The organism is Streptomyces sp. NBC_01276 (assembly GCF_041435355.1).
In the GTDB taxonomy this organism is placed as follows: Bacteria; Actinomycetota; Actinomycetes; order Streptomycetales; family Streptomycetaceae; genus Streptomyces.
Genome location: NZ_CP108442.1, coordinates 3,953,528 through 3,975,449 on the forward strand (window position 1 = coordinate 3,953,528; position 21,922 = coordinate 3,975,449).

The window sequence follows — 21,922 nt, forward strand, 5'->3', positions numbered from 1 at the left end:
TGGGTCGCGGGGTGGGTCGCGGGGCGGGCTGCGGTGTCCGCTACGGAGTCACCGCGAAGGCCGCCAGGATCGCGTCGCCCAGCTCCGCGTCGCCCTCCACCTTCACCCGGTCGGCGACCGCGCGCGGCCGCACCCGGCCCGCGGCGAGCCGTACGTAGGTCTCCCAGTCCATGCCCAGCGTCACGGCCGGGCCCAGCGAGGGCGTCTCCTCCACGGTGGCCCGGCCCGTCGCGTCCACCCGTACGGTCCGCATGAACTCCAGCGCCCCGTGCACGTCCAGCACCACGGCCGAGTTGGGGGGCGCGCCCGCCCCCTTCGCGACCACCTTCGCCAGCCCGGCGAGGAGGAGGTCCCGCGCCACGTACGCGCCCGGCGAGTCCCAGTTGCCGGGCACGCCCAGCGCGGCCCGCAGGTCCTGCTCGTGGATCCAGACGTCGAACGCCCGCAGCCGCAGCGCGAACTCCAGCGTCACCTGGTCGCCGAGCGGACCCCGCGCCATCGTGGTGGCCGGATCCCGCTTCTCGTTGCGCAGCTGGCGCTGACGCCGGATGACCGTGTACTCCAGCTCCGAGGTCATCTCCGGCGCGGTGTGGTGGCGCCGGACGTCAACCTGCACCTCCATGTACCGGGTGAACTCGTCCACCACGTGGCGGAGATCGCGCGGCAGGGTGTGGATCGGCCGGGGGTCCCCGAGCTGCTCGCACTCGATGCCGATGATGTGGGACACGACGTCGCGGACGGACCAGCCGGGGCAGGGGGTCGCCCGGTTCCAGTCGGACTCGGCCAGCGGGCGCACCAGCTCGGATATCGCCTCGATGGAATGCGTCCACGCGTCGGCATAGGGCTCAAGGCTGGGATGGACGGTCAACGGGACCCCTCGCGTGCAGTTTCAGTGGCGCGTTGTGGACTATGCCCAAAACTACGCTGCCGATGAGCACCCCGGCAGTGCTTTCGTGTGACGATCGTAGGCCCGAGTTGACGGCCGATAGGCCAGGACGGTGGTACTGTGCGCGCCTCGCTGATCCAAATCGCGGTGAATGAGGGGGAGTCGGTGGCTTCCCGGCGGTCGAGGGCCGCCGAACTCGTCCGGGAGCAGAGCGGCTCCGATCTCGTGGTGCTGCCCGAACTGTGGACGGTCGGGGCCTTCGCCTACGAGCAGTTCGAGACCGAGGCGGAGCCGCTGGACGGCCCGACGTACGAGGCGATGTCCAAGGCGGCACGGGACGCCGGGGTCTGGCTGCACGCGGGCTCGGTCGTCGAGCGCGCGGGCGACGGCTCGCTCTACAACACCGCGCTCGTACTGTCCCCGGCGGGCGAGCTCGCCGCGACCTACCGCAAGATCCACCGCTTCGGCTTCGACCAGGGCGAGGCGGTGCTGATGTCGCCCGGGGACTCGCTGACCACGGTGACCCTGCCGGAACAGACCCTGGGCCTGGCCACCTGCTACGACCTGCGCTTCCCCGAGCTGTTCCGGGGCCTGGTCGACGCGGGCGCCACGACCATGGTGGTCTCGGCGGGCTGGCCGGCCCGGCGCCGCGCCCACTGGACGCTGCTGAACCGCGCACGGGCCGTCGAGGACCAGTCGTACGTCCTCGCCTGCGCGCTGGCCGGCACCCACGCGGGCGTCGAGCAGTCGGGGCACAGCCTGGTGGTGGACCCGTGGGGCGAGGTCCTGGCCGAGGCGGGACCGGGCGAGGACGTGCTCACCGTCGACCTCGACCCGGAGAAGGTGGCCGCGACCCGGGAGCAGTTCCCGGCGCTGAAGGACCGGATGCTGGGCCTGCGCACCCCCGGCGGGGCTTCCGGCCGCAGCTCATGATCCGCCGCGGACGGGGCAGCAGAACCGCATGACCCACCCCGACGAATCCGCCGTCCAGGCCGTGGCCGAGCCGCACGAGCCCGGCCCCGGTGAGCGCGCGGCGCGCGACCGGATCCGTGCCGAGGCCACGGGCATGGCCCACGCCGAGGCGCGCGACGCCCTGGAGGCCGCCCGCGCGGCCGGGGCGGACCCGGCCGCCGTGGCGGAGTGGCAGCGCATCGAGGAGCACCTCGTGGCCCACGGAGGCCCCTACTCCCCGGCCTCCGACCCCTACGTCCAGGGCCAGCTCACCGCCCGCTCCCACCACGACGGGCCCAGGACGGCCTAGGGGGTGTCTGACGGATCTCCGCGGCGTCGCGACGCCCGGCACGCACTCTCGCCGCACCGACCGAAAGCTCAAGTACGTCCAGTACGCGGGCTTCCGGTCGGCACGCCGAGAGCACGCACCGGGCGCCGCTCCTTCCCCACGGACATCCGTCAGACACCCCCTAGCCGACCCGCACCGGAAGGGCCGCCGGGCCGCGCAGGGCCAGGCCCTGGAGCCACTCCAGCTCCGGGGCCGGCACCGCCAGGCGCAGGCCCGGCAGCCGCGTCACCAGCTGCTCCAGGCACACCCCCGCCTCCATCCGGGCCAGCGCCGCGCCCAGGCACATGTGCAGCCCGTGCCCGAAGGTGAGGTGGCGCCGGGTCGCGGCCACCGGCCGGCCGATGTCGAAGCGGTCGGGGTGCTCGTAGGCCCGCTCGTCCCGGTTCGCGGAGCCGGTCAGCCCGAAGACCAGGCTGCCCGCCGGGATCAGCCGGCCCCGCACCGCCACGTCGGCGGTGGTGGTCCGGCCCATCCACCCCGACAGGCTGTTCCACCGCAGCGACTCCTCGAAGGCCGGCCCCACCCGCCGAGCCGGGTCCACGCGCAGCGCCGCCAGCTGGTCGGGGTGCTCCAGCAGCGCGAGCACCGCGTTGGCGATGGCACAGGCGGTGGTCTCGTGCCCGGCGATCACGAGCAGCGCGCAGCACGCCACGAGTTCCTCGTCGGTCAGCGACTGCCCGTCGACCTCGGCGGCGACCAGGTGCCCCAGCAGGTCGGCGACCGGCCGGCCCCGCCGCCGCGCGATCAGTTCCCCGCACAGCTCCTCCAGGCAGTGGACGGCGGCGACCGCCCGCGCGTACCGCTGCCGCGGCTCCCCGCTCATCATCGGCACGGCCATCAGGTCCGCCGACCACTGCCGGAAGTCGTCCAGGTCCTGCGGCCGGATGCCCAGGACGTGCCCGATGACCCGCAGCGGCAGCGCCATCGCCACCTCCGCGATCAGATCGAACTCCCCCTTCGCGGCGGCCGCGTCCAGCAGCCCGGCGCAGGTGCGCGCGGTGAAGTCGCGCAGCCCCGCGATGCTGCGCGCCGAGAACGTGCGGGTCATCAGCGCCCGCAGCCGGGTGTGTTCCGGCGCGTCGGCGAAGATCATCCAGTCGCCCAGGAACCGGCCCAGCAGCGCCGCCTCCCCGCGTAACTCCCGCGGGGCCTCGGCGAGCAGCGGGCCGACCCGGTCGGCGGAGGTGCGCCGGTCGCGCAGCAGGAAGTCGACGTCCTCGTAGCGGCTCAGCAGCCAGGCGTTCAGCGGGGCGTGGAAGTGGACGGGGTCCGCTTCCCGCATCCGCGCGTAGACGGGATACGGGTCGCGGAAGAAGTCGGGGGTCAGCAGCTGGTACCCGCGGTCGTCGCCGCGCTCCGGCAGGGTCGCCATGGTCGCCTCCTGGTGACGGGTGGTCCCCCGTGGTCCGGAGCGTCCCCGCGGAAAGGCCGCCTCACCCTTCGGGGTCCGGGCCCTCCCGCTCCTTTTCGGCCATCCGGATCACGCACACGGCGACCGCGATGAGCAGCGCCGGATCCGCGTCCTCCCGGACCACGTCGACGGCGTAGGTCTCCCGGATCCGGTACCACTGGCGGGAGATCAGCGCGAGCAGCTCGCCGTCGTACTCGACCTTGAACTCGCGGTCCAGGATCCGCCCGCTGACGTCGAGTTCCGTGCCGTCGGCCAGGGTCACCAGGAAGTGGTTGCGCAGCAGGGAGAGCCGCTTGCGGCGGATCACCGCGAGCCGCAGCTCGTCCCGTTCCAGGGTCATCGCGTCGCGCAGCGAGAACAGCTTCGCCCGCAGGGTGATCAGGATCCGGCCGTCGCGGTCCTTCAGCTCCAGGGTGTCGCGGAAGCGCAGCGCCTTCCCGTCGACGAGGAAGGCGTGCCGGCCGTCCTCGTCCTCGATCCAGTAGTCGTCCCCGATGGCCAGCAGTTTGTCCCGTACGAGGTATTTCATGCGCTGATCGTTGCCCGCGATAGGTTGCCGCCATGCCTCTTCTCTACGTGACCGACCTGGCGTACCCGGCCCGCGGCCGCCGCTACGGCGACGAGGACATATTCCTCACCGCCCGCCTGCGCGAGCACTTCCCGCTGGCCCTGTGCCACCCGCTGGACGCCGCGGCCCTGATGCCCGGCTTCGACGCCGTGATCGTCCGCAACAGCGGCCCGGTCCTGCACTACCAGCAGGCCTACGACGCCTTCCGCGCCACCGCGCTCGCCACCGGAACCCGCGTCTACAACCCGCTCACCGGCCGCGCCGACATGGCCGGGAAGCAGTACCTCCTCGACCTGACCGCCGCCGGGTACCCGGTGATCCCCACCATCGACGACCCGGCCGACCTGCACCTGCTGCCGCGCGTCCCCTCGTACGCGGTCAAGCCCAAGCGGGGCGCCGACTCCATCGGCCTCACCTTCACCGCCGAGCCGTCCGGACCGGCGGGGGAGATCCTGATCCAGCCGCGCATCGACTTCGCCTACGAGGTGTCCTTCTACTTCGTCGACGACGCCTTCCAGTACGCCCTGTGCGCCCCGGACCCCGAGCGCCGCTGGGAGCTCACGGTCTACGAGCCCACCCCCGCCGACCTGGAATTCGCCCGCCGCTTCATCGACTGGAACACCCTCGCGCACGGGATCCAGCGCGTGGACGCCTGCCGCGCCCCCTCCGGCGATCTGCTCCTCGTCGAACTGGAGGACCTCAACCCCTACCTGTCGCTGGAGCTGCTCCCGGAACCGGTCCGGGAGTCCTTCGTCACGGCGCTGGCCGGCTCGCTGCGCTCGTTCCTCGCCACCGCCTGAGCAGGAGCCGCCGTCCGGGGACCTCCACCCAGGTGTGCAGGGCCCAGGCCAGGGCCAGGGACACCGAGAAGGCGAGGGCGAGCACCAGCAGGCCGCCGTCCCACAGGGGCAGCTTCGGGTGGCCGCCGAAGAGGTGCTCGCCGGTCCGGATCACCAGGATGTGGACCATGTAGAAGGCGAAGGAGACCTCGCCCAGCTTCACGCTGATCCGGCCCCGCCAGGGCGAGGGCTCGCCCTTCAGGTCGGCCTGCGCGGCGGCGGCGATCAGGCAGGTGAAGCCGACGACGGTGCAGGCGACGGAGCGGAAGGCGTAGTCGGCCTGGTAGTTGAGGAAGTAGCCGCCCAGGGCCAGGGCGAGGGAGGCCGTCAGCCCCGGGCCGCGCCAGCGGCCGCAGCGCACGAGTTCGGCGACGGCGATGCCGAGGACGAACTCGGGGAGCCGCACGAGCGGGAAGAAGTACTGCGCCCAGACCGTGCCGTCGGGAACGCCGGTGAGGTCCCAGACGGTCGGGACCGCCACCACGACGGCGAGCGCGAGCCCGGCGACCACCCGGGCGGAGCGCGGGCCGAGGCGGCGCAGCGGCCAGAGCAGCAGCGGGAAGCAGAGGTAGAAGAACGCCTCGCAGGCCAGGGACCAGCTGACCGGGTTCAGGCCCTGGAAGTAGGGGATCTCCAGCACCCAGGACTGCACGAGCGCCAGGTTCGCGGCGAGCGGCCGCAGCCCCTGCTTCGTGTCCGGCGCGAACACCACGGCCATGACCAGCGCGAAGACGACGGTGACCAGGTGCAGCGGGTACACGCGGGCGAACCGGCGCCGGTAGAACGTCAGGATCCGCCGGCCCGTGGGGGCCGTGGCGGAGGACCAGGCGAGGACGAAACCGGAGAGGACGAAGAAGAACGACACCCCGCTGTTGCCCGCGCCGAAGGCGAAGGTGACGAGGTCCTGGGCGCGCCCGCCGAAGTACTCCACGATGTGCACGTGGTAGAGGAACACCATCAGCGCGGCGGTCCACCGCAGCCCGGTGAGCGAGGGCAGGGGCACGGGCGCGGCCCGCTCCCTTTCGGCCACTTGCCCGTCGGGGCCGGTTCCGGATATCAGCTCTGTCGTCGCCACGGCCCGAAAAACTAGCACGCGCCGCCGTTCCGGTTAGATGCGCGAGCAGGGTGTTACCGTGGGTAGCGACAGAGGCCCGCCGCACGGCGAACTCCCATTGCCCGCTCGGGGTCCTACCGGTGGGAGCAGGCGTCAGACGGTGACGGGGCGGAGGCCGGGCGCGGGGTTCCGGCGGCGGCGGTGGTAGGCCACCGTGACCACCGCCAGCAGCGGACCCCAGGCCACCAGGGGCAGGTAGCAGGCGGTCATCACCCAGTAGGCCACACCGGTCGGGGAACCGGGGGCACCCATGTTCCCCGGGTCGTTCCAGCCGATGGCCCCCATGACCCCCAGCAGGGTCAGCACGGCGGCCCCCAGACCGGCGGGGATCACGGCGGCGAGCGGCGGGACGCGCCTGCCGCCGATCAGCGGCAGCCAGCCCGGGGCGACTTCGCCCCACCGCTGGACGAGGCCCAGGGTGAGGAAGCCCAGCGTCTCGGCGAACACGCTCAGGCCGATCATGTAGAGCGAGAAACCGCTGCCGAACCTGACGTCCGCCAGCGCGTCTCCCCCGGAGAAGCCGAGCGGCACTCCGAACGCCCCGGCGATCCGCCACAGCCCCGTGGGCAGCGGGGCGAGCGCGGCGAGGCGGGCGAGCCGCACCACCCGTCGGCTCGGTTCGCGTTCCATGGCCGTTCTCATTCCTTGGTCCCCGCGTCCTGCGCGTCCTGCGCGTACTCCGAGTTCCCCGACGGGTTGGGCGGCAGCACGTGCTCGACCTTGAAGTCGCCGCTCTCGACGGTCTCGTACGGTGCGGCGCTCAGGCACTTCGGCACCTCCATCGTGGGGATGCTGCCCACGGCCCAGCTGTAGCCGACCCGGTCCTTCCTCCCGTCGCCCTTCCCGTCGTAGACGGTGAAGCCGACGCGCTTGCCGATCGCGCCGGGCAGGTCGGAGCGCGTGATGACGCCGGTGGCGGTCGCGACCGGACCGCCGGTCAGCAGGCAGTCGACACGGCCTTCGGCGTACGCGCCCTGCGTGCCGTCGGCGGAGTAGTGGCTGAACCGGAAGGTGCCGCGCGAGGTGCCGGCCGGCGCGCCCGGCTCGTCGGGCTCGGCCGGTGCGAAGCCGTGTGCGTCGAAGGAGAAGCGGACCTGCTGGCCGTCCGCGCGGAACATCTTGGCGGAGCCGGTGAGGCTCGATTCCTTCGGCGCCTTCTTCGCCCCGTCCGAGACGGAAGCGGAGGCCGGGGCGGAGGCGGGGCCGGAAGCGGAAGCGGAAGCCGCGAGGCCGCCGATGACCGCCAGCGCGGCGATGCCGACGACGGACGTACGGAGGGTGGTGCTGCGCAACATGACGAACTCCTCTGCTCCGGCGGCCGGTCGGGCCGCTCTTCGGTGTGGCATCAGCCTCCGTCGCCGGCACGGTCCGCGACCATCGGCCGATGGGGAGATCCGCTCCGGGGTCCGGCAGGGCCTCTATGCCGTTCGGCAGAGGCCCCGGATCCCGGCAGCCCCTAAGGTCGTGTGCGTGAAGATCAGGGGCATGTCACACCGGGACCGGGACCGTGCCGTCGTCGGTGTCGTGACCGTCGCCTGTTGTGTCGCCGCACTCTTTCTGGGCGTACGGCCGGTGCCGGCGCTCGCGGCCGTCGGAGTCGCCCTCGCCACCTTCGGCTGCCGGCCGCGGTCGCACGAGTGGACCGGGGCCGCCGCGGGCGCCGCCGGCCTGCTGCTGCTGGTGGCCACGTTCGCCTGGCCCGGACGCGGAACGACCGAAGGATCGGTGTGGCACCTGGTGGCCGTGGGGGCGGTACTGCTGCTGCTCACGGCGGCGGTGCGCCGGTCGTCCCGGCGGCAGCTCCTGGCGGGCGGCGGGCTCGGCGCCGCGGCCGTCGCCGTATGGACCGTCCCGCTCGTACCGGACTCCTCCTTCTTCGAGTACCTGGGCATGATCGCCTTCTGGTCGGCGCCGATCGTCGGCGCGGTCGTCGTCGGCGGCTATCCCCGTCTGATGGAGGACCGCCGCAGACAGGCGGTCCTTGCCGCGCGCCGCGCCCAGCAGCTCGAACTCGCCCACGATCTGCACGATTTCGTCGCCCACGACGTGAGCGGCATCGTCGTGCAGGCCCAGGCCGCCCGGTTCGTGGCCCCGCACGATCCGGCGGCGGCGATCCGGGCGCTGGAGCGGATCGAGCGGGCCGGACTCGCGGCACTGGCCTCGATCGACCGTACGGTCCGGATGCTGCGCGCGGCCGACCCGAACACCGACGGCGACGGCGGCGACCCGGCCGAAGGCGAGGCCGCGGGCGGCGCCCGTACGGTCCTCCCCGGCACCGACCGGCTCGGCGAGGTGGTCGACCGGTTCAGCGAGACCGGAGACGTCCGGGCCCGACTCGACCTGGCTCCGGGCGTCACCGAGGCCCTCTCCCGCGAGGGGGCCGCCACGGTCCACCGGGTGGTGGTGGAGGCGCTCACCAACGTCCGCCGGCACGCGCCCGGAGCGGCCGGTGTGCGCGTCGCGCTCAGCACGGACGGTACGACCGTCGAGGTCAGCGTGACCAACGACGGCGGCCGCGGCCGCTCCGCGCACCTGCCCGGGATCCCCCGCCGCGAACGGGGAGCCGGGGACGGCGGTGGACTGCTCGCGCTGGCCGAACGCGTCCGCGCCTTCGGCGGCACCTTCGCCTCGGGGCCGTACCGGGACGGCTGGCGCGTGACCGCGGTCCTCCCCGCCACCGGCCCGCACGCCACGGCATCATGACCCCGTGACCACCCGCATCCTGATAGCCGACGACCAGGAAGACGTACGCAACGGCTTCCGGCTCATCCTCGACTCGCAGCCCGACATGACCGTCGTCGGGGAGGCCGCCGACGGTGCGGAAGCGGTCGAGCTCGCCCGTACGCTGCGGCCCGACGTCGTACTCGCCGACATCCGGATGCCGCGCCTGGACGGCCTGGAGGTGACCCGGCTACTGGCGGGCCCGACCGCCGAGCACCCCGTCCGCGTCCTCGTCGTCACGACCTTCGACCTCGACGACTACGTGCACACCGCACTGCGCAACGGTGCCTGCGGCTTCCTGCTGAAGCGGTCGGGTCCCAACCTGCTGATCGAGGGCGTACGGGCGGCGATGGCCGGGGACACCCTGATCAGTCCGCAGCTCACGGTCCGGCTGCTGCGCAGCCTGTCCGCGCCGCAGCCCGTACCGGAGCCCGCTCCGCAGCCGCGGACCGCCGCCGCCGACCCCCTGACCGCGCGGGAGCGGGAGATCGCCCTGCTCGTCGCACGCGGACTGACCAACGCCGAGGTCGGCGCCGAGCTGTTCATCTCGCCGGGCACCGCCAAGACCCACGTCGCCAACATCCAGGCGAAGCTGGCGGTGCGCAACCGGGTGGGCATCGCCGCATGGGCCTGGGAGACCGGCCTGGCGGGGAAGGCCTGAGCAGCCGCTTCGCAGCGACGTGATCCCGTGTTCACGGGCGGATGGCAAGCTTGAAGGATGAACGATGCTGCCCCGGCGCCCACCCCTGCGCCCGCGCCCCGCAAGCGTGCCCGTGTCCGTGCCCCTGAGCTGGTCGGCAAGGGGGGCTGGCTCAATACCGGAGGCAAGGAGCTCACCCTCGCCGACTTCCGAGGTCGCGTATTGATCTTGGATTTTTGGACCTTCTGCTGCATCAACTGCCTGCACGTCCTCGACGAGCTGCGCGAGCTGGAGGAGAAGCACCGCGACACCGTCGTGATCGTCGGGGTGCACTCGCCGAAGTTCGTGCACGAGGCCGACCATGCGGCCGTCGTCGACGCCGTCGAGCGGTACCAGGTGCACCACCCCGTGCTCGACGACCCCGAGCTCGCCACCTGGAAGCAGTACGCCGTGCGGGCCTGGCCGACGCTGGTGGTGATCGACCCCGAGGGGTACGTCGTCGCGCAGCACGCCGGTGAGGGGCACGCGCACGCCATCGAGCGGCTCGTCGAGGAGCTGGAGGCCGAGCACGAGGCCAAGGGGACCCTGCGGCGCGGTGACGGGCCCTACGTGGCGCCCGAGCCCGTCGCGACCGACCTGCGGTTCCCCGGCAAGGCGCTGCTGCTGGAGAACGGGAACCTGCTGGTGTCGGACTCGACGCGGCACCAGCTGGTGGAGCTGGCCCCGGACGGGGAGAGCGTCGTGCGCCGGATCGGCAGTGGGGAGCGGGGCTTCGGGCCCGACGCCTTCAGCGAGCCGCAGGGGCTCGCCCTGCTGCCCGACGGCCGGGTCGTGGTCGCCGACACCGTCAACCACGCGCTGCGCACCTTCGACCCCGCCACCGGCGCCGTCGAGACCGTCGCCGGCACCGGACGGCAGTGGTGGCAGGGGTCCCCGACCTCCGGGCCGGCCCTGGAGGTCGACCTGTCCTCCCCCTGGGACGTGGCCTGGTGGCAGGGCCGGGTGTGGATCGCCATGGCCGGGGTGCACCAGCTGTGGACCTGGGACCCCGGGGCGGGCACGGTCCAGGTGGCCGCCGGTACCACCAACGAGGGGCTCGTCGACGGCCCCGCCGCCGAGGCCTGGTTCGCGCAGCCGTCCGGGCTGTCGGCCGCCGGGGACCGGCTGTGGATCGCCGACTCCGAGACCAGCGCCCTGCGCTACGCGGAGCCCGACGGGGAGGGCGGGTACGCGATCCGTTCCGCCGTCGGCACCGGCCTGTTCGACTTCGGCCACCGCGACGGCGACGCCGGCCAGGCCCTGCTCCAGCACCCCCTCGGGGTGACCGCCCTGCCGGACGGCTCGGTCGCGGTCTGCGACACGTACAACCACGCGCTGAGGCGGTTCGACCCGGCCACCGGGCAGGTGACGACCCTCGCCACCGACCTGCGCGAGCCCAGCGACGCGGTCCTCGTCGGCGAGGACATCGTGGTCGTGGAGTCCGCCCGGCACCGGCTGACCCGGCTGCGGCTGCCCGAGGAGGCCGTACGGGTCGACGCGGTCGCCCACCGGACGCAGCGCGCCGCCACCGAGGTCGCCCCGGGCACGCTCCGCCTCGACGTGGTCTTCCAGGCCCCGGCCGGGCAGAAGCTGGACACCCGTTACGGTCCCTCCACCCGGCTGCTGGTCTCCTCGACCCCGCCGGAACTCCTCGCGGAGGGCGAGGGACCCGGCACGGACCTGTTCCGTGACCTCGTACTGAACCCGGAGGTCAAAGAGGGCGTCCTGCACGTGTCGGCGATGGCCGCCTCCTGTGACGACGACCCCGCCAACGAGTACCCGGCCTGCCACGTCCACCAGCAGGACTGGGGAGTCCCCGTCCGCGTGGCCGCGGACGGCGCCGCCCGCCTCCCGCTCGTCCTCGCCGGCATGGACGCCTGACCGCGGACCCGGGACCGGTGACCGTTGACCGGTGACCCGCGCCGTGAGCGCCGGTCACCGGTCACCGGTCGGCCGACCGGCCGGTCGTGCCGCGGGGAGCCGGGGCCGCCGCTCGCTCCGGTCAGCCTTCCAGGAAGGCGAGCAGGGCGTTGGCGAGGAGGAACGGGTCGTCCGCGCCGCACAGTTCACGGGCGGAGTGCATCGAGAGGATCGCGACGCCGATGTCGACCGTCTGGATGCCGTGGCGGGCGGCCGTGATCGGGCCGATGGTGGTGCCGCACGGCATGGAGTTGTTGGAGACGAACGTCTGCCACGGCACGCCGGCGCGCTCGCAGGCACCCGCGAACACGGCCCGGCCACTGCCGTCCGTCGCGTACCGCTGGTTGACGTTGACCTTCAGGATCGGGCCGCCGTTGGCGCGCGGGTGGTGCGAAGGGTCGTGGCGCTCGGAGTAGTTGGGGTGGACGGCGTGCCCGGTGTCGGAGGAGAGGCAGATGGTGCCGGCGAAGGCGCGGGCCCGGTCCTCGTAGGAGCCGCCACGGGCGAAGACAGAACGTTCCAGCACGTTGCCCAGCAGGGGGCCGTCGGCGCCGGTGTCGGACTGCGAGCCGTTCTCCTCGTGGTCGAAGGCGGCCAGGACCGGGATGTGGTCGAGCGCGGTGTTGGTCGAGACGGCGGCCAGCGCGGCGATGCCCGCGTGCACCGACAGCAGGTTGTCCATGCGGGGCCCGGCGAGCAGTTCGCGGTCGCGGCCCAGGTAGGCGGGCGGCTCGATGGAGTGGACCATCAGGTCCCAGCCGGCCACGGAGCCCTGCGGCAGGCCCTCCTCCTCTTCCAGGAAGGCGATCAGGTCGCCCTCGCGGGCGTCGCCGAGGCCCCAGATCGGCTGCATGTGCCGCTGCTTGTCGAGCTTGAGGCCGTCGGTGTTCACCGACCGGTCCAGGTGCACGGCGAGTTGGGGGACGCGCAGCAGCGCGCGGTCCACGTTGACGAGCCGCTCGGTGCCGTCCCGCAGGGAGAGGCGCCCGGCCAGGCCCAGGTCCCGGTCCAGCCAGGTGTTGAGCAGGGTGCCCCCGTAGATCTCCACGGCGACCTGCCGCCAGCCCTGCGAGCCGGTGTCCGGTACCGGCTTGACCCGCAGGTTGGGGGAGTCGGTGTGCGCGCCGATGATCCGGAAGGGGGTGTGTGCGGCCGCGCCCTCGGGCACGTACCAGGCGATGAGCGCGCCGCCGCGGAGGACGAACCGGCCTCCCGTGCCCGAGTCCCAGGCGTCCTGCTCCGACAACTGCCTGAAGCCTGCCTTCTCCAGCCGCTCGGCCGCGTTGGCGACGGCGTGGTACGGCGACGGACTGGCCGTCAGAAAGGTCATCAGGTCGTCGGTGTGGCCGCGGTCGAAGCGGGCGGGAGAGCTCATGTGGTTCACCTTAACGACGGTCGTGTTCGCCATGGCCGGACTGCGGCGGATAGCCGGAGGGTCAGGGGTCGGGGCAGGTCGCCCCGCCGTCCCGGCGCTCTCAGCCCGGTGGGCGCTCGAATCTGCGCTGCAATTGCCGACGCTCGCCCCGGCGGATGCGCGGGAGCATCTCGGGGGTCTGCGGCGGGCGCTGCGCGCGTCTCTTGCGCCCGGCGCAGAAGATACAGGCCTCGCCGGGAGGGGCATCGGGGTCGATCGGCGCGCCGGGGTGTTCGGAGCATCCGGAGGCGTTGCGCGGCCGGGACAGTTCGCGGGCGACGATGAAGGCGCGGTGCAGGTCGTCGGCGATCCGGACGAAGTCCTGGTCGGGGGAGCCGAGGGTGAGGTGGAAGCGCTGCTCGTCGATGGTGCGCAGGTACCGGCGGAGCACGTCGAGGGTGTACGGGGGCTCGGGCACGGGGTAGCCGAGGCGGCGCTGCTCGCCCGCGGGGGCGGGACCGGCCTGGCGGCCGCCCTGGAGGCGCCGGCCGAGGCGGCGGCGGTCGTTGCAGATCAGGCAGCGGCCCCAGCCCTCGGGGGCCTCGGGGTCGAGGGCGCCGTTGGGGTGCTCGGGACAGCCGGTGTAGCTCTTGGCGGGGGCGAGTCCGGCGGCCGTCTGGAAGGCGACGTAGAGGGCGTCGGCGACGGGGTCGTACTCGGCGGGGTGCGCGCCGTCGTAGAGCTCGGTGATCCGGTCGCCGAGGGCGCCCACGTTGGCCTGGAGCTCCTTGAGGGCGTACGGCCGCCCGGTGGGGACGGAATACCCCCTGCTGCTGTGCTGCTCCTGCGGACTCATGTCTACGAGCGTCCCATGAACGACCGACAACGGGGAAAGCCGCCGGTGGGGGCGGTGGCGGCGGTGGGCGGATACGGGGGCGGGGCACCGGGCCGGTACCGAGCGCGGGGGCCGGGCACGCCAGCGGCCGGGCCCCCGTGCGGGAGGGCCCGGCCGCTGTGCGTCCACCGTGTGCGCCGACCGCCGGGGCGGCGCCGGTCGTGGTCTAGAAGGCGGCCTCGTCGAGCTCCATGAGGGAGTTGTCGACGGTCTCGGCCAGGGCGCGCTGGACGGAGACGCCCGGCAGGATCTGGGCGGCGAAGAACTTCGCTGCGGCGATCTTGCCGGTGTAGAACGCCACGTCCTTGGCGGAAGCGCCGGCCAGCTTCTCGGCGGCCACGGCCGCGCCCTTGAGGAGCAGGTAGCCGACGACCACGTCACCGGAGGCCATCAGCAGGCGGGTGGTGTTCTGGCCGACCTTGTAGATGTTCTTGACGTCCTCGCCGGTGGCGGTGAGGTCGACGATCATCTGGCCGACGATGGCCTCCAGGTCCACGGCGGCCTTGGCGAGGGCGTCGCGGGCGGGGGCCAGGTCGTCGCCGCCGGGGCCCTCGGCGAGGAACTTCTTGATCGTCTCGGAGAGGATGTTCAGCGAGGCGCCCTGGTCGCGGACGATCTTCCGGAAGAAGAAGTCCTGGCCCTGGATCGCCGTGGTGCCCTCGTACAGGGTGTCGATCTTGGCGTCGCGGATGTACTGCTCGATCGGGTATTCCTGGAGGTAACCGGAACCGCCGAAGGTCTGCAGCGACTGGGCGAGCTGCTCGTACGAGCGCTCCGAGCCGTAGCCCTTGACGATCGGCAGGAGCAGGTCGTTCAGGCCGATCTCGGCGGAGGCGTCCTCGCCCGCGGCCTGCTTGAGCTGGATCGCGTCCTGGACGGAGGCGGTGTACAGCACGAGGGCGCGCATGCCCTCGGCGTAGGCCTTCTGCGTCATGAGCGAGCGGCGCACGTCGGGGTGGTGCGTGATGGTGACCTTGGGCGCGGTCTTGTCCATGAAGTTGGCCAGGTCCGGGCCCTGCACACGCTCCTTGGCGTACTCCAGCGCGTTGAGGTAGCCGGTGGAGAGGGTGGCGATGGCCTTCGTGCCGACCATCATCCGGGCGAACTCGATGATCATGAACATCTGGCGGATGCCGTCGTGCTTGTCGCCGATCAGCCAGCCCTTGGCGGGGTGCTGGTCGCCGAAGGTCATCTCGCACGTGTTGGAGGCCTTGAGGCCCATCTTGTGCTCGACGTTCGTGGCGTAGACGCCGTTGCGCTCGCCCAGCTCGCCGGTCTCCCAGTCGAAGTGGAACTTCGGGACGAGGAAGAGGGACAGGCCCTTGGTACCCGGGCCGTGGCCCTCGGGGCGCGCGAGGACGTAGTGGAGGATGTTCTCCTCCATGTCGTGCTCACCGGACGTGATGAAGCGCTTCACGCCCTCGATGTGCCACGAGCCGTCCGCCTGCTGGACGGCCTTGGTGCGGCCGGCGCCGACGTCCGAGCCGGCGTCCGGCTCGGTCAGCACCATGGTGGAGCCCCAGCGCTTCTCGACGGCGATCTCGGCGACCTTCTTCTGCGCCTCGTTGCCCTCTTCGAAGAGGATGCCGGCGAACGCCGGGCCGGAGGAGTACATCCACACGGCCGGGTTCGCGCCCAGGATCGTCTCGGCGAACGCCCAGATGAGGGAGCGGGGCGAGGTGGTGCCGCCGATCTCCTCGGGCAGGCCCAGGCGCCAGTACTCGGAGTCCATGAAGGCCTTGTAGCTCTTCTTGAACGACGCCGGGACGGGCGCGGTGTTGGTGGCCGGGTCGAAGACCGGCGGGGTGCGGTCGGCGTCCTCGAAGGAGGCGGCCAGCTCGTTCTCGGAGAGCTTGGTCATCTCGCTGAGGATGGTCCTGGCGGTCTCGGTGTCCATCTCACCGAACGGGCCGGTGCCGTACACGTTGTCGCGGCCGAGCACCTCGAAGAGGTTGAACTCGATGTCGCGGAGATTCGACTTGTAGTGCCCCATGGCGACGGCTCCGTTAAGGCTCGGGGAGACAGGTTCCTCGTACATACCAATCGGTAACGTCATGATGCTACCCGTCGGTAATAAGAAGCAACCCTTCACCGGAGACTGTGACCAGCGTCAAGCCAGGGACGCTGGAGCGGGGCCGGGGCGCCGCCCCGGCCCCGGAGCGTCAGGCCGCGGCCCCCGGGACCTCCGGGAAGGCCAGGCGCGGCGAGCCGCCCGCCCACCAGACCCCGATCACGAAGGCGGCCGTGGCCTCCACGTACGCCGCCCGGTCCAGCCCGCCCGCGGCCATCGGGCTCCACCCCATCCCCGTGATCAGCTCCTCGACCCGCCCCGCCGCCACCGGGTCGTCCGCGCAGAACGGCACCGCCGGCCGCTCCCCGCCGAAGGCGCCCGGAGGCTGCTCCCACGCACTGGAGTGGGCCAGGTTGAAGGCCTTCACCACGTGCGCGCCGGGTGCCGCGGCCCCGATCAGCGCGGCCACGCTCACGCCGGGGGCCGTCGCCAGCATCACCCCGCCCGGACCCGGCTCCAGCGGGTTCGTGCAGTCCACGACCGTCCGTCCCGCCAGTGCCGCGGCGTGCTCCCGGGCCAGCTCCGGGGCCCGCCCGGCCGGTACGGCGAGCAGCGCCACCTCCCCGTACGCCGCCGCCGCGGCCACCGGCCCGTGCCCGGCCGCCCCGATCCGGCCGGCGAGGGCCGCGGCGGCCGCCGTGTCCCGGCCGCCCACGAACACCTCGTGCCCGGCCCGCGCCCAGGCGCCGCCCAGGGCCTCCGCCATCGCTCCCGTACCCATGACGCCGATCCGCATGGTCCACCTCTTCCGTCCTCTGGCCTGCTCGGTCGGGCCGACGCTACGGAGGCCGACGCACACCGTCCGGTGTCCATCGGCGGGGGCAGGATGGCGGGCATGGAGACGCCGACCGAACCCACCGACCCGGCCGCGGGCCTGCCCGACCTCGCCTACACGGCGGACTGCCGGGCGCGGGTCGCGTTCGAGGTGCTGGCCAAGCGCTGGGACAGCGTCGTGGTCTTCACGCTCGGCGCGCACGGCCCGATGCGGCCGCGCGCGCTGGTGGCGCGGATCGGCGGGATCAGCCCGAAGGTGCTGAACGAGGCGCTGCGGAGGCTGGAGTACAACGGCCTGGTCGAGCGCCGCGCGTACGCCGAGGCCCCGCCGCGCGTGGACTACGCCCTGACCGAGGCCGGTACGGCCCTGCTGGTCCCGATGCGGGGGATGGGCGCCTGGGCCGCGGAGTACGCGGACGCCGTGCTCGACGCCCAGGACCGGTACGAGGCCCGCTAGGGGCGGGGGAGTTCGGCCCAGACGGTCTTCCCGGCCGCCTCCCGGCGCACCCCCCATCGCAGCGACACGGCGGCCAGCAGGGCCAGGCCCCGCCCGGACTCGTCGGTCTGCGCGGCGTGCCGTTGCGCGGGCTGCCCGTACGGATCGGGATCGGTGAGCTCGACCCGCGTACGGGCTGCCCTTCCGGTGACCCGCAGGGTGACGGGGGTGCCCGCGCCGAGATGGGTGATGACGTTGGCCAGCAGCTCGCTGACGCAGAGCTCGGCGTCGGCCGACTCCGCCCCGAGGTGCTCGCGCACGGCGTGACGCAGCAGCGGGGCCGCCTCGGGGACGGCGAGCAGCCGGATCGTGAGGCTCACCGGCCGGCCAGCGCGTCGGCGATCCGCTGCGCGGTGGCGGGGTTGCAGTTCCCGAGGCTGATCAGCGGCGGGGTCCGGTGGCTCGCGGCGTACGAGGGCAGGTGCAGGTCCAGCGAGGGCAGGGTGATCCCGTGTGCCGCGAGGGCGGCGCGGAGTTCGGTGAGGGCGGTGATCGCGACGCGGTCGCCGTCGGGGTCGCTCATGGGGGCTTTCCGTTCCTGTGCAGAGTGTGACGAAGTCCTCACAGGCTGATGTCTCGCCGCGTACCGTGGAAAGGGTTTCGAGTTCCGCTGGGCAAGTGGTAAATGGCGGTGGTGGGTTGTGCCTGCTCGTAAGGACACGGACGCGTCGGCGAGTGTTCCGTCCTTCTACGGCGCGGAGCTGCGCTTCAAACGGGAGGCCGCCGGGCTCACGCTCGATCAGCTCGCGGACGGCAGCTTCCGAGGAGTTCCGTTCCTCAGCCAAATCGAGCACGGCGAGCGGCGGATGCCGCTGGATCTGGCCCGGCACGTAGACCGGAAGCTGGGGACGGACGGCTTTTTCGAGCGCCGCTGTGAAGATGCCCGCAAGGCGAAGCAGTCGGGGCACGCGGAGTACTTCGCGGACGTTGCGGAGATGGAGCCGGATGCGCAGACCATCGAGGACTGGGCGCCGATGCTGGTGCCGGGGCTGTTGCAGACGGCCGCGTACGCGCGAGCCCTCACCCGGGCCGCGATGCCCCGGGCCATGGACAGCGAGGTCGAGCAGAAGGTGACCGCGCGCATGGCGCGGGCCCGGCTCTTCAGGCGGGAGAACCCCCCGGAGTACTGGGGAATCCTGGACGAGTCGCTGCTTCGGAGGCCGGTGCTGCCAGCAGAGGGGATGGCGGAGTTGCTGGAGCACATCGCGGGCGTGGTCAGAACAACCCGCTCCATTTTGCAGATCGTTCCGGAAACCGAGGCCGCTCACCCGTTCATGATGGGCATGGCTCGGTTGATGACTTTCGGGGACGCGCCCCCGGTTGTGTACACCGAGAACCTGCACAGCGGCCAACTCATCGAATATCCGTCCCTCGTGAGGGACTACCGCAGGTCGTACGATCTGCTGAGGGCTGCCGCGCTGTCACCTGAGGCGTCCCTTGCGAGGATCGACGCGGCTGCAGAGGACTTCCGACATGGCAAACACCGAGAATGACCTGGCGTCCGCCTCCTGGCGTAAGAGCAGCTACAGCAACGGCACCGGCGGCGAGTGCGTCGAGGTGGCCGACGGAGTCACCGGACTGGTCCCCGTGCGCGACTCCAAGGTGAGGGGTGGCCCCATCCTCATGTTGTCGGCGGCGGCCTGGGGGCCCTTCGTCTCCGCCCTGAAGGGCGGTCCCGCCCCGGAAGGCCCGCGGCCTCGATAGGCTTCGGCCCATGTACGGCTACGACCAGAACCCGGGTGCCCAGCAGGGCTACGCGCAGCAGCCCCCGCAGGGGTACGCGCAGCAGGCGCCGCCGCTGTACCCCGAGCCGTCCCCGCCCTCGCTCGCGGACGCCGTACGGGCCTTCACGACCGGTTCGCTGTCCGCCGAGGACTTCCAGCAGATCTTCGCCACCTCGAAGGTCTACTGCCCGCGCGGTGACACCCCGGGGTTCCTGGCGCTGCACAACACGCAGCAGCCCGTCATCCCGATGTTCACCACGCTCAAGGAGCTCCGCCGGTACGCCGGCAAGGAGTCCAAGTACTTCGTGATCACCGGCGCCGAGGTGATCGACCTGCTCCCCACCGGCTACGGCTTCGTCCTCGACATGGAGGGCGACCACCGGATGGTGTTCGACGCGAAGGCCGTCGAGCAGATGGTCGACTTCGCCATGCGCCGCATGTATGGCTAGACGCCATTGCTGCGCAGACGGCTAGACGCCATTGCTGCGCAGGCGGCTAGGCGCCGGTCCGCCGCAGCCTGCGCCGCCACAGGGCCGTGCCCGCCGTGCCCACCGCCAGGGCCGCCGCCCCGTACGCGTACAGCAGGGCCGGGTCCGGGTGGTGGGCCAGGGTGATGCGGATCCCGGCGTAGACCGGGAGGACGATGAGCTGCCAGCGGCCGTCGTACTCGACCCTCGCGGTGGCCCACTGGAGCAGCAGGCCGGCCAGGAACGTCAGGACCGCCCAGGCGGTGAGGTACGGCCACGGGGACCCGGGCAGCGGTGACAGCGGCATGCCGCTCGACGCCCAGTGGTGGGTGGCGTAGCCGATGGCCGTGACCAGGGCGGCGATGCCGGCGGCCCGGCCGAGGGCGGCCAGGGGGGCGGGCAGGCGTCGGCGGGGGTCGGCCGCCCCTTCGGGGGTGGGCTCGGGCTCGGTCGGACGGGTCTCCATGTCCGGGAAGACCCGATAGCGGGCCCCCGGGTTGTCATGTGTAGGACATTTGGCGAGATTTCCCCGGTCCGGGGTCCGTCGCCCCGTCGCGCGCCCGTCCGGGAATGACCCGGGCGGGCGCGCTGTTCTGTGCGGGTGTGGCAGAAAGTTCGACTTTCAACTAAAGTCGAAGCAGAAGGAGGTCCTGACCATGCCCGCAGTGACTGTTGAGAACCCGTTGACCCTCCCGCGCGTGGCCGCGCCGCAGACGGCCGCGCCGCGCAAGGTGCTGGCCGTGTCCACGGCCCCGGGCGGTTTCGAGGGCGAGGGATTCCCGGTGCGCCGCGCGTTCGCCGGGATCGACTACCGCCACCTCGACCCGTTCATCATGATGGACCAGATGGGCGAGGTGGAGTATCAGCCTGGAGAGCCGAAAGGGACCCCCTGGCACCCCCACCGCGGCTTCGAGACCGTCACCTACCTGATCGACGGAACCTTCGTCCACCAGGACAGCAACGGTGGCGGCGGCGTCATCAACGGCGGCGACACCCAGTGGATGACCGCCGGTTCGGGCCTCCTGCACATCGAGGCCCCGCCGGAGTCCCTGGTCGTCAGCGGCGGCCTCTTCCACGGCCTCCAGCTGTGGGTGAACCTCCCGGCCTCCGACAAGATGATGCCCCCGCGCTACCAGGACATCGGCGGCGGCCAGGTGCAGCTGCTGACCACCCCGGACGGCGGCGCGCTGCTCCGCGTGATCGCCGGTGAGCTGGACGGGCACGAGGGGCCGGGCATCACCCACACCCCGATCACGATGATCCACGCGACCGTCACCCCGGGCGCGGAGATCACCCTGCCGTGGCGCGAGGACTTCAACGCCCTCGCCTACGTCCTGGCCGGGCGCGGGTCCGTCGGCGAGGAGCGCAGGCCCCTCCACACCGGGCAGACGGCGGTCTTCGGCGAGGGCGGCTCGCTCACCCTGCGGGCGGACGAGTCCCAGGACTCCAACGCCCCGGCCCTGGAGGTCGTCCTGCTCGGCGGGAGGCCCATCCGGGAGCCGATGGCGCACTACGGGCCGTTCGTGATGAACAGCCGGCACGAGCTCCAGCAGGCCTTCGACGACTTCCAGGCGGGCCGGCTCGGCCGGATCCCGACCACGGAGCGCACGAAGTAGCCCACGGAGATCAGGGGAGCGGGACCTCGGGGTCCCGCTCCGCGAAGCGGCCGCGCAGTTCCGAGACCACGCCGAACGCGGCCGCCGTCAGCGGTACGGCGAGCAGCATGCCGAGGATGCCGGCGACGCTCGCCCCGGCCGTGATCGCGAGCATCACCAGCGCCGGGTGCATCTGCACGGTCCGGCTCTGGACCAGGGGCTGGAGCACGTACCCCTCGATCATCTGGACCGCCAGCACGACGCCCAGGACCCACAGGGCGATGACCCAGCCCCGGTCGGCGAGGGCCACGAGGACCGCCACGGCGCCGGAGAGGAAGGCGCCGAGGTAGGGGACGTAGGCGGTGACGAACACCAGCGCCGCCAGCCCCACCGCGCCCGGCACCCCGAACACCAGCAGTCCCGCGCCGATCAGCACGGCGTCGACGAGGGCCACCAGGGTGGTCCCCCGCATGAAGCCCTCGACGGCCTCGAAGGCGCGCCGTCCCATCGCCTCCACCAGGTCGCCCGACCGGCTCGGGACCAGGGAGCGCAGCGTGTGCGCGGCCCGGTCGGAGTCGCGCAGGAAGAAGAAGATCAGCACCAGCGCCAGGACCCCCATCGCGATCGTCGTGCCGACCGCGCTGAGCCCGGCGAGCAGCCCGGACGCGGCGGTCCCGCCGAACTTCGCGAGCAGGTCCTCGGAGTTCCTGGCGAGGTCCTCCACCGAGGTGCCGACCGCCCCGAAGTGCTCGGCGAGGGCCTGCCCGGCCCGCCGGAGCGCGTCGACGATCTGGTCGCCGGTCTCGACGAGCGCGAGGACGACGACGTACGCGGCCCCGCCGACGACCGCGACGACGGCGAGGCAGGTGAGGGCCGCGGCGAGCGAGCGGTGCACCCCCGTCCGGACCAGCCGCCGCTGCAGCGGCCCGAGCAGGGCGGTCCCGAGCACGGCCAGCAGTACGGGCGTGACGACGGTCTTGAGGACGACGCACAGCCAGATGGCGACGGCGAGGACGCCGACGGCGAGCAGGACCACGGCGCACCAGGCGGCGAACCGCCGCACCGGGCCGGGGAGCAGGGGGGTCGCCATTGCCGCGTCCGCCTTTCG

Annotated in this window: 25 protein-coding genes; 11 read left to right on the top strand and 14 right to left on the bottom strand. The window is 72.6% G+C overall.

Annotated elements, in window-relative coordinates:
* Positions 1-40 precede the first annotated feature (40 nt).
* Positions 41-868: a maleylpyruvate isomerase family mycothiol-dependent enzyme gene (locus OG295_RS17500; protein WP_371677707.1), complete on the bottom strand. Its 828-nt coding sequence runs from the start codon at positions 866-868 to the stop codon at positions 41-43.
* 138 nt (positions 869-1,006) lie between these two features.
* Here OG295_RS17500 and OG295_RS17505 point away from each other — a divergent pair, with 138 nt between their 5' ends.
* The gene (locus OG295_RS17505) at positions 1,007-1,819 is read left to right on the top strand and encodes a carbon-nitrogen family hydrolase (protein WP_266840195.1); all 813 of its coding nucleotides are present in this window, start codon (positions 1,007-1,009) and stop codon (positions 1,817-1,819) included.
* Between the two features lie 28 nt (positions 1,820-1,847).
* The gene (locus OG295_RS17510) at positions 1,848-2,147 is read left to right on the top strand and encodes a hypothetical protein (RefSeq protein ID WP_266840193.1); all 300 of its coding nucleotides are present in this window, start codon (positions 1,848-1,850) and stop codon (positions 2,145-2,147) included.
* Positions 2,148-2,307: 160 nt separating this feature from the next.
* On the opposite strand, the gene OG295_RS17515 is transcribed toward OG295_RS17510, so the two are convergent.
* Together OG295_RS17515 and OG295_RS17520 are read right to left on the bottom strand one after the other, a co-directional pair.
* Positions 2,308-3,558 (bottom strand): cytochrome P450, encoded by a 1,251-nt coding sequence (locus OG295_RS17515; protein ID WP_266840191.1) that lies wholly within the window; start codon positions 3,556-3,558, stop codon positions 2,308-2,310.
* Positions 3,559-3,619: 61 nt separating this feature from the next.
* Positions 3,620-4,126 (bottom strand): LURP-one-related/scramblase family protein, encoded by a 507-nt coding sequence (locus OG295_RS17520; protein ID WP_371677708.1) that lies wholly within the window; start codon positions 4,124-4,126, stop codon positions 3,620-3,622.
* Positions 4,127-4,158: 32 nt separating this feature from the next.
* Between OG295_RS17520 and OG295_RS17525 the strand changes: the two genes are divergently transcribed.
* Positions 4,159-4,965, top strand: coding sequence for a hypothetical protein (locus tag OG295_RS17525; protein WP_371677709.1), 807 nt, complete (start codon positions 4,159-4,161; stop codon positions 4,963-4,965).
* Here OG295_RS17525 and OG295_RS17530 read toward each other — a convergent pair.
* The 3 genes from OG295_RS17530 to OG295_RS17540 form a co-directional block, all read right to left on the bottom strand.
* Complete coding sequence (locus tag OG295_RS17530) at positions 4,919-6,079, bottom strand: acyltransferase (RefSeq protein ID WP_266840185.1); 1,161 nt, start codon at positions 6,077-6,079, stop codon at positions 4,919-4,921. The two genes, OG295_RS17525 and OG295_RS17530, sit on opposite strands and share 47 nt — an antisense overlap.
* Positions 6,080-6,211: 132 nt before the next feature.
* Positions 6,212-6,748 (bottom strand): hypothetical protein, encoded by a 537-nt coding sequence (locus OG295_RS17535; RefSeq protein WP_266840183.1) that lies wholly within the window; start codon positions 6,746-6,748, stop codon positions 6,212-6,214.
* 8 nt (positions 6,749-6,756) lie between these two features.
* Positions 6,757-7,413, bottom strand: coding sequence for a hypothetical protein (locus OG295_RS17540; RefSeq protein ID WP_266840181.1), 657 nt, complete (start codon positions 7,411-7,413; stop codon positions 6,757-6,759).
* A 190-nt stretch (positions 7,414-7,603) separates the two neighbouring features.
* Between OG295_RS17540 and OG295_RS17545 the strand changes: the two genes are divergently transcribed.
* From OG295_RS17545 to OG295_RS17555, 3 genes are read left to right on the top strand one after another with little or no spacing between them, the layout of a single operon-like run.
* Entirely contained in the window at positions 7,604-8,821 is a 1,218-nt protein-coding gene (locus OG295_RS17545; RefSeq protein WP_266840180.1) for a histidine kinase, read from the top strand.
* Between the two features lie 4 nt (positions 8,822-8,825).
* Positions 8,826-9,500 carry a response regulator gene (locus OG295_RS17550; RefSeq protein ID WP_371677710.1) on the top strand — a complete coding sequence of 225 codons (675 nt, stop codon included), beginning with the start codon at positions 8,826-8,828 and terminating at the stop codon, positions 9,498-9,500.
* 57 nt (positions 9,501-9,557) lie between these two features.
* Positions 9,558-11,399 (top strand): NHL domain-containing thioredoxin family protein, encoded by a 1,842-nt coding sequence (locus tag OG295_RS17555; protein WP_266840177.1) that lies wholly within the window; start codon positions 9,558-9,560, stop codon positions 11,397-11,399.
* A 121-nt stretch (positions 11,400-11,520) separates the two neighbouring features.
* On the opposite strand, the gene OG295_RS17560 is transcribed toward OG295_RS17555, so the two are convergent.
* From OG295_RS17560 to OG295_RS17575, 4 genes are all read right to left on the bottom strand, one after another.
* Positions 11,521-12,813: a M18 family aminopeptidase gene (locus OG295_RS17560; RefSeq protein ID WP_266840176.1), complete on the bottom strand. Its 1,293-nt coding sequence runs from the start codon at positions 12,811-12,813 to the stop codon at positions 11,521-11,523.
* A 100-nt stretch (positions 12,814-12,913) separates the two neighbouring features.
* Positions 12,914-13,648 (bottom strand): hypothetical protein, encoded by a 735-nt coding sequence (locus OG295_RS17565; protein ID WP_030225004.1) that lies wholly within the window; start codon positions 13,646-13,648, stop codon positions 12,914-12,916.
* Between the two features lie 205 nt (positions 13,649-13,853).
* On the bottom strand, positions 13,854-15,680 hold the full coding sequence (locus OG295_RS17570) for an acyl-CoA dehydrogenase (RefSeq protein ID WP_371677711.1): 1,827 nt from the start codon (positions 15,678-15,680) through the stop codon (positions 13,854-13,856).
* 169 nt (positions 15,681-15,849) lie between these two features.
* Positions 15,850-16,557 (bottom strand): NADPH-dependent F420 reductase, encoded by a 708-nt coding sequence (locus OG295_RS17575; protein ID WP_371677712.1) that lies wholly within the window; start codon positions 16,555-16,557, stop codon positions 15,850-15,852.
* A 36-nt stretch (positions 16,558-16,593) separates the two neighbouring features.
* On the opposite strand from OG295_RS17575, the gene OG295_RS17580 reads away from it, so the two are divergent.
* On the top strand, positions 16,594-16,989 hold the full coding sequence (locus OG295_RS17580) for a winged helix-turn-helix transcriptional regulator (RefSeq protein WP_371677713.1): 396 nt from the start codon (positions 16,594-16,596) through the stop codon (positions 16,987-16,989).
* Here OG295_RS17580 and OG295_RS17585 read toward each other — a convergent pair.
* The gene (locus tag OG295_RS17585) at positions 16,986-17,348 is read right to left on the bottom strand and encodes an ATP-binding protein (RefSeq protein WP_371677714.1); all 363 of its coding nucleotides are present in this window, start codon (positions 17,346-17,348) and stop codon (positions 16,986-16,988) included. The two genes, OG295_RS17580 and OG295_RS17585, sit on opposite strands and share 4 nt — an antisense overlap.
* Positions 17,345-17,551: a hypothetical protein gene (locus OG295_RS17590; RefSeq protein WP_371677715.1), complete on the bottom strand. Its 207-nt coding sequence runs from the start codon at positions 17,549-17,551 to the stop codon at positions 17,345-17,347. The genes OG295_RS17585 and OG295_RS17590 overlap by 4 nt, the downstream gene beginning before the upstream one ends.
* Positions 17,552-17,669: 118 nt before the next feature.
* Here OG295_RS17590 and OG295_RS17595 point away from each other — a divergent pair, with 118 nt between their 5' ends.
* From OG295_RS17595 to OG295_RS17605, 3 genes are read left to right on the top strand one after another with little or no spacing between them, the layout of a single operon-like run.
* The gene (locus OG295_RS17595) at positions 17,670-18,521 is read left to right on the top strand and encodes a helix-turn-helix domain-containing protein (protein ID WP_371677716.1); all 852 of its coding nucleotides are present in this window, start codon (positions 17,670-17,672) and stop codon (positions 18,519-18,521) included.
* On the top strand, positions 18,502-18,732 hold the full coding sequence (locus OG295_RS17600; protein ID WP_371677717.1) for a DUF397 domain-containing protein: 231 nt from the start codon (positions 18,502-18,504) through the stop codon (positions 18,730-18,732). The genes OG295_RS17595 and OG295_RS17600 overlap by 20 nt, the downstream gene beginning before the upstream one ends.
* A 10-nt stretch (positions 18,733-18,742) precedes the next feature.
* Positions 18,743-19,201: an SseB family protein gene (locus OG295_RS17605; RefSeq protein WP_266840166.1), complete on the top strand. Its 459-nt coding sequence runs from the start codon at positions 18,743-18,745 to the stop codon at positions 19,199-19,201.
* 46 nt (positions 19,202-19,247) lie between these two features.
* Here the strand turns inward: OG295_RS17605 and OG295_RS17610 are convergent, their stop codons facing one another.
* Positions 19,248-19,685, bottom strand: coding sequence for a hypothetical protein (locus OG295_RS17610; protein ID WP_371677718.1), 438 nt, complete (start codon positions 19,683-19,685; stop codon positions 19,248-19,250).
* Positions 19,686-19,875: 190 nt separating this feature from the next.
* Here OG295_RS17610 and OG295_RS17615 point away from each other — a divergent pair, with 190 nt between their 5' ends.
* On the top strand, positions 19,876-20,835 hold the full coding sequence (locus OG295_RS17615; RefSeq protein WP_371677719.1) for a pirin family protein: 960 nt from the start codon (positions 19,876-19,878) through the stop codon (positions 20,833-20,835).
* Between the two features lie 10 nt (positions 20,836-20,845).
* On the opposite strand, the gene OG295_RS17620 is transcribed toward OG295_RS17615, so the two are convergent.
* On the bottom strand, positions 20,846-21,904 hold the full coding sequence (locus OG295_RS17620; RefSeq protein ID WP_371677720.1) for an AI-2E family transporter: 1,059 nt from the start codon (positions 21,902-21,904) through the stop codon (positions 20,846-20,848).
* Positions 21,905-21,922: the final 18 nt, after the last annotated feature.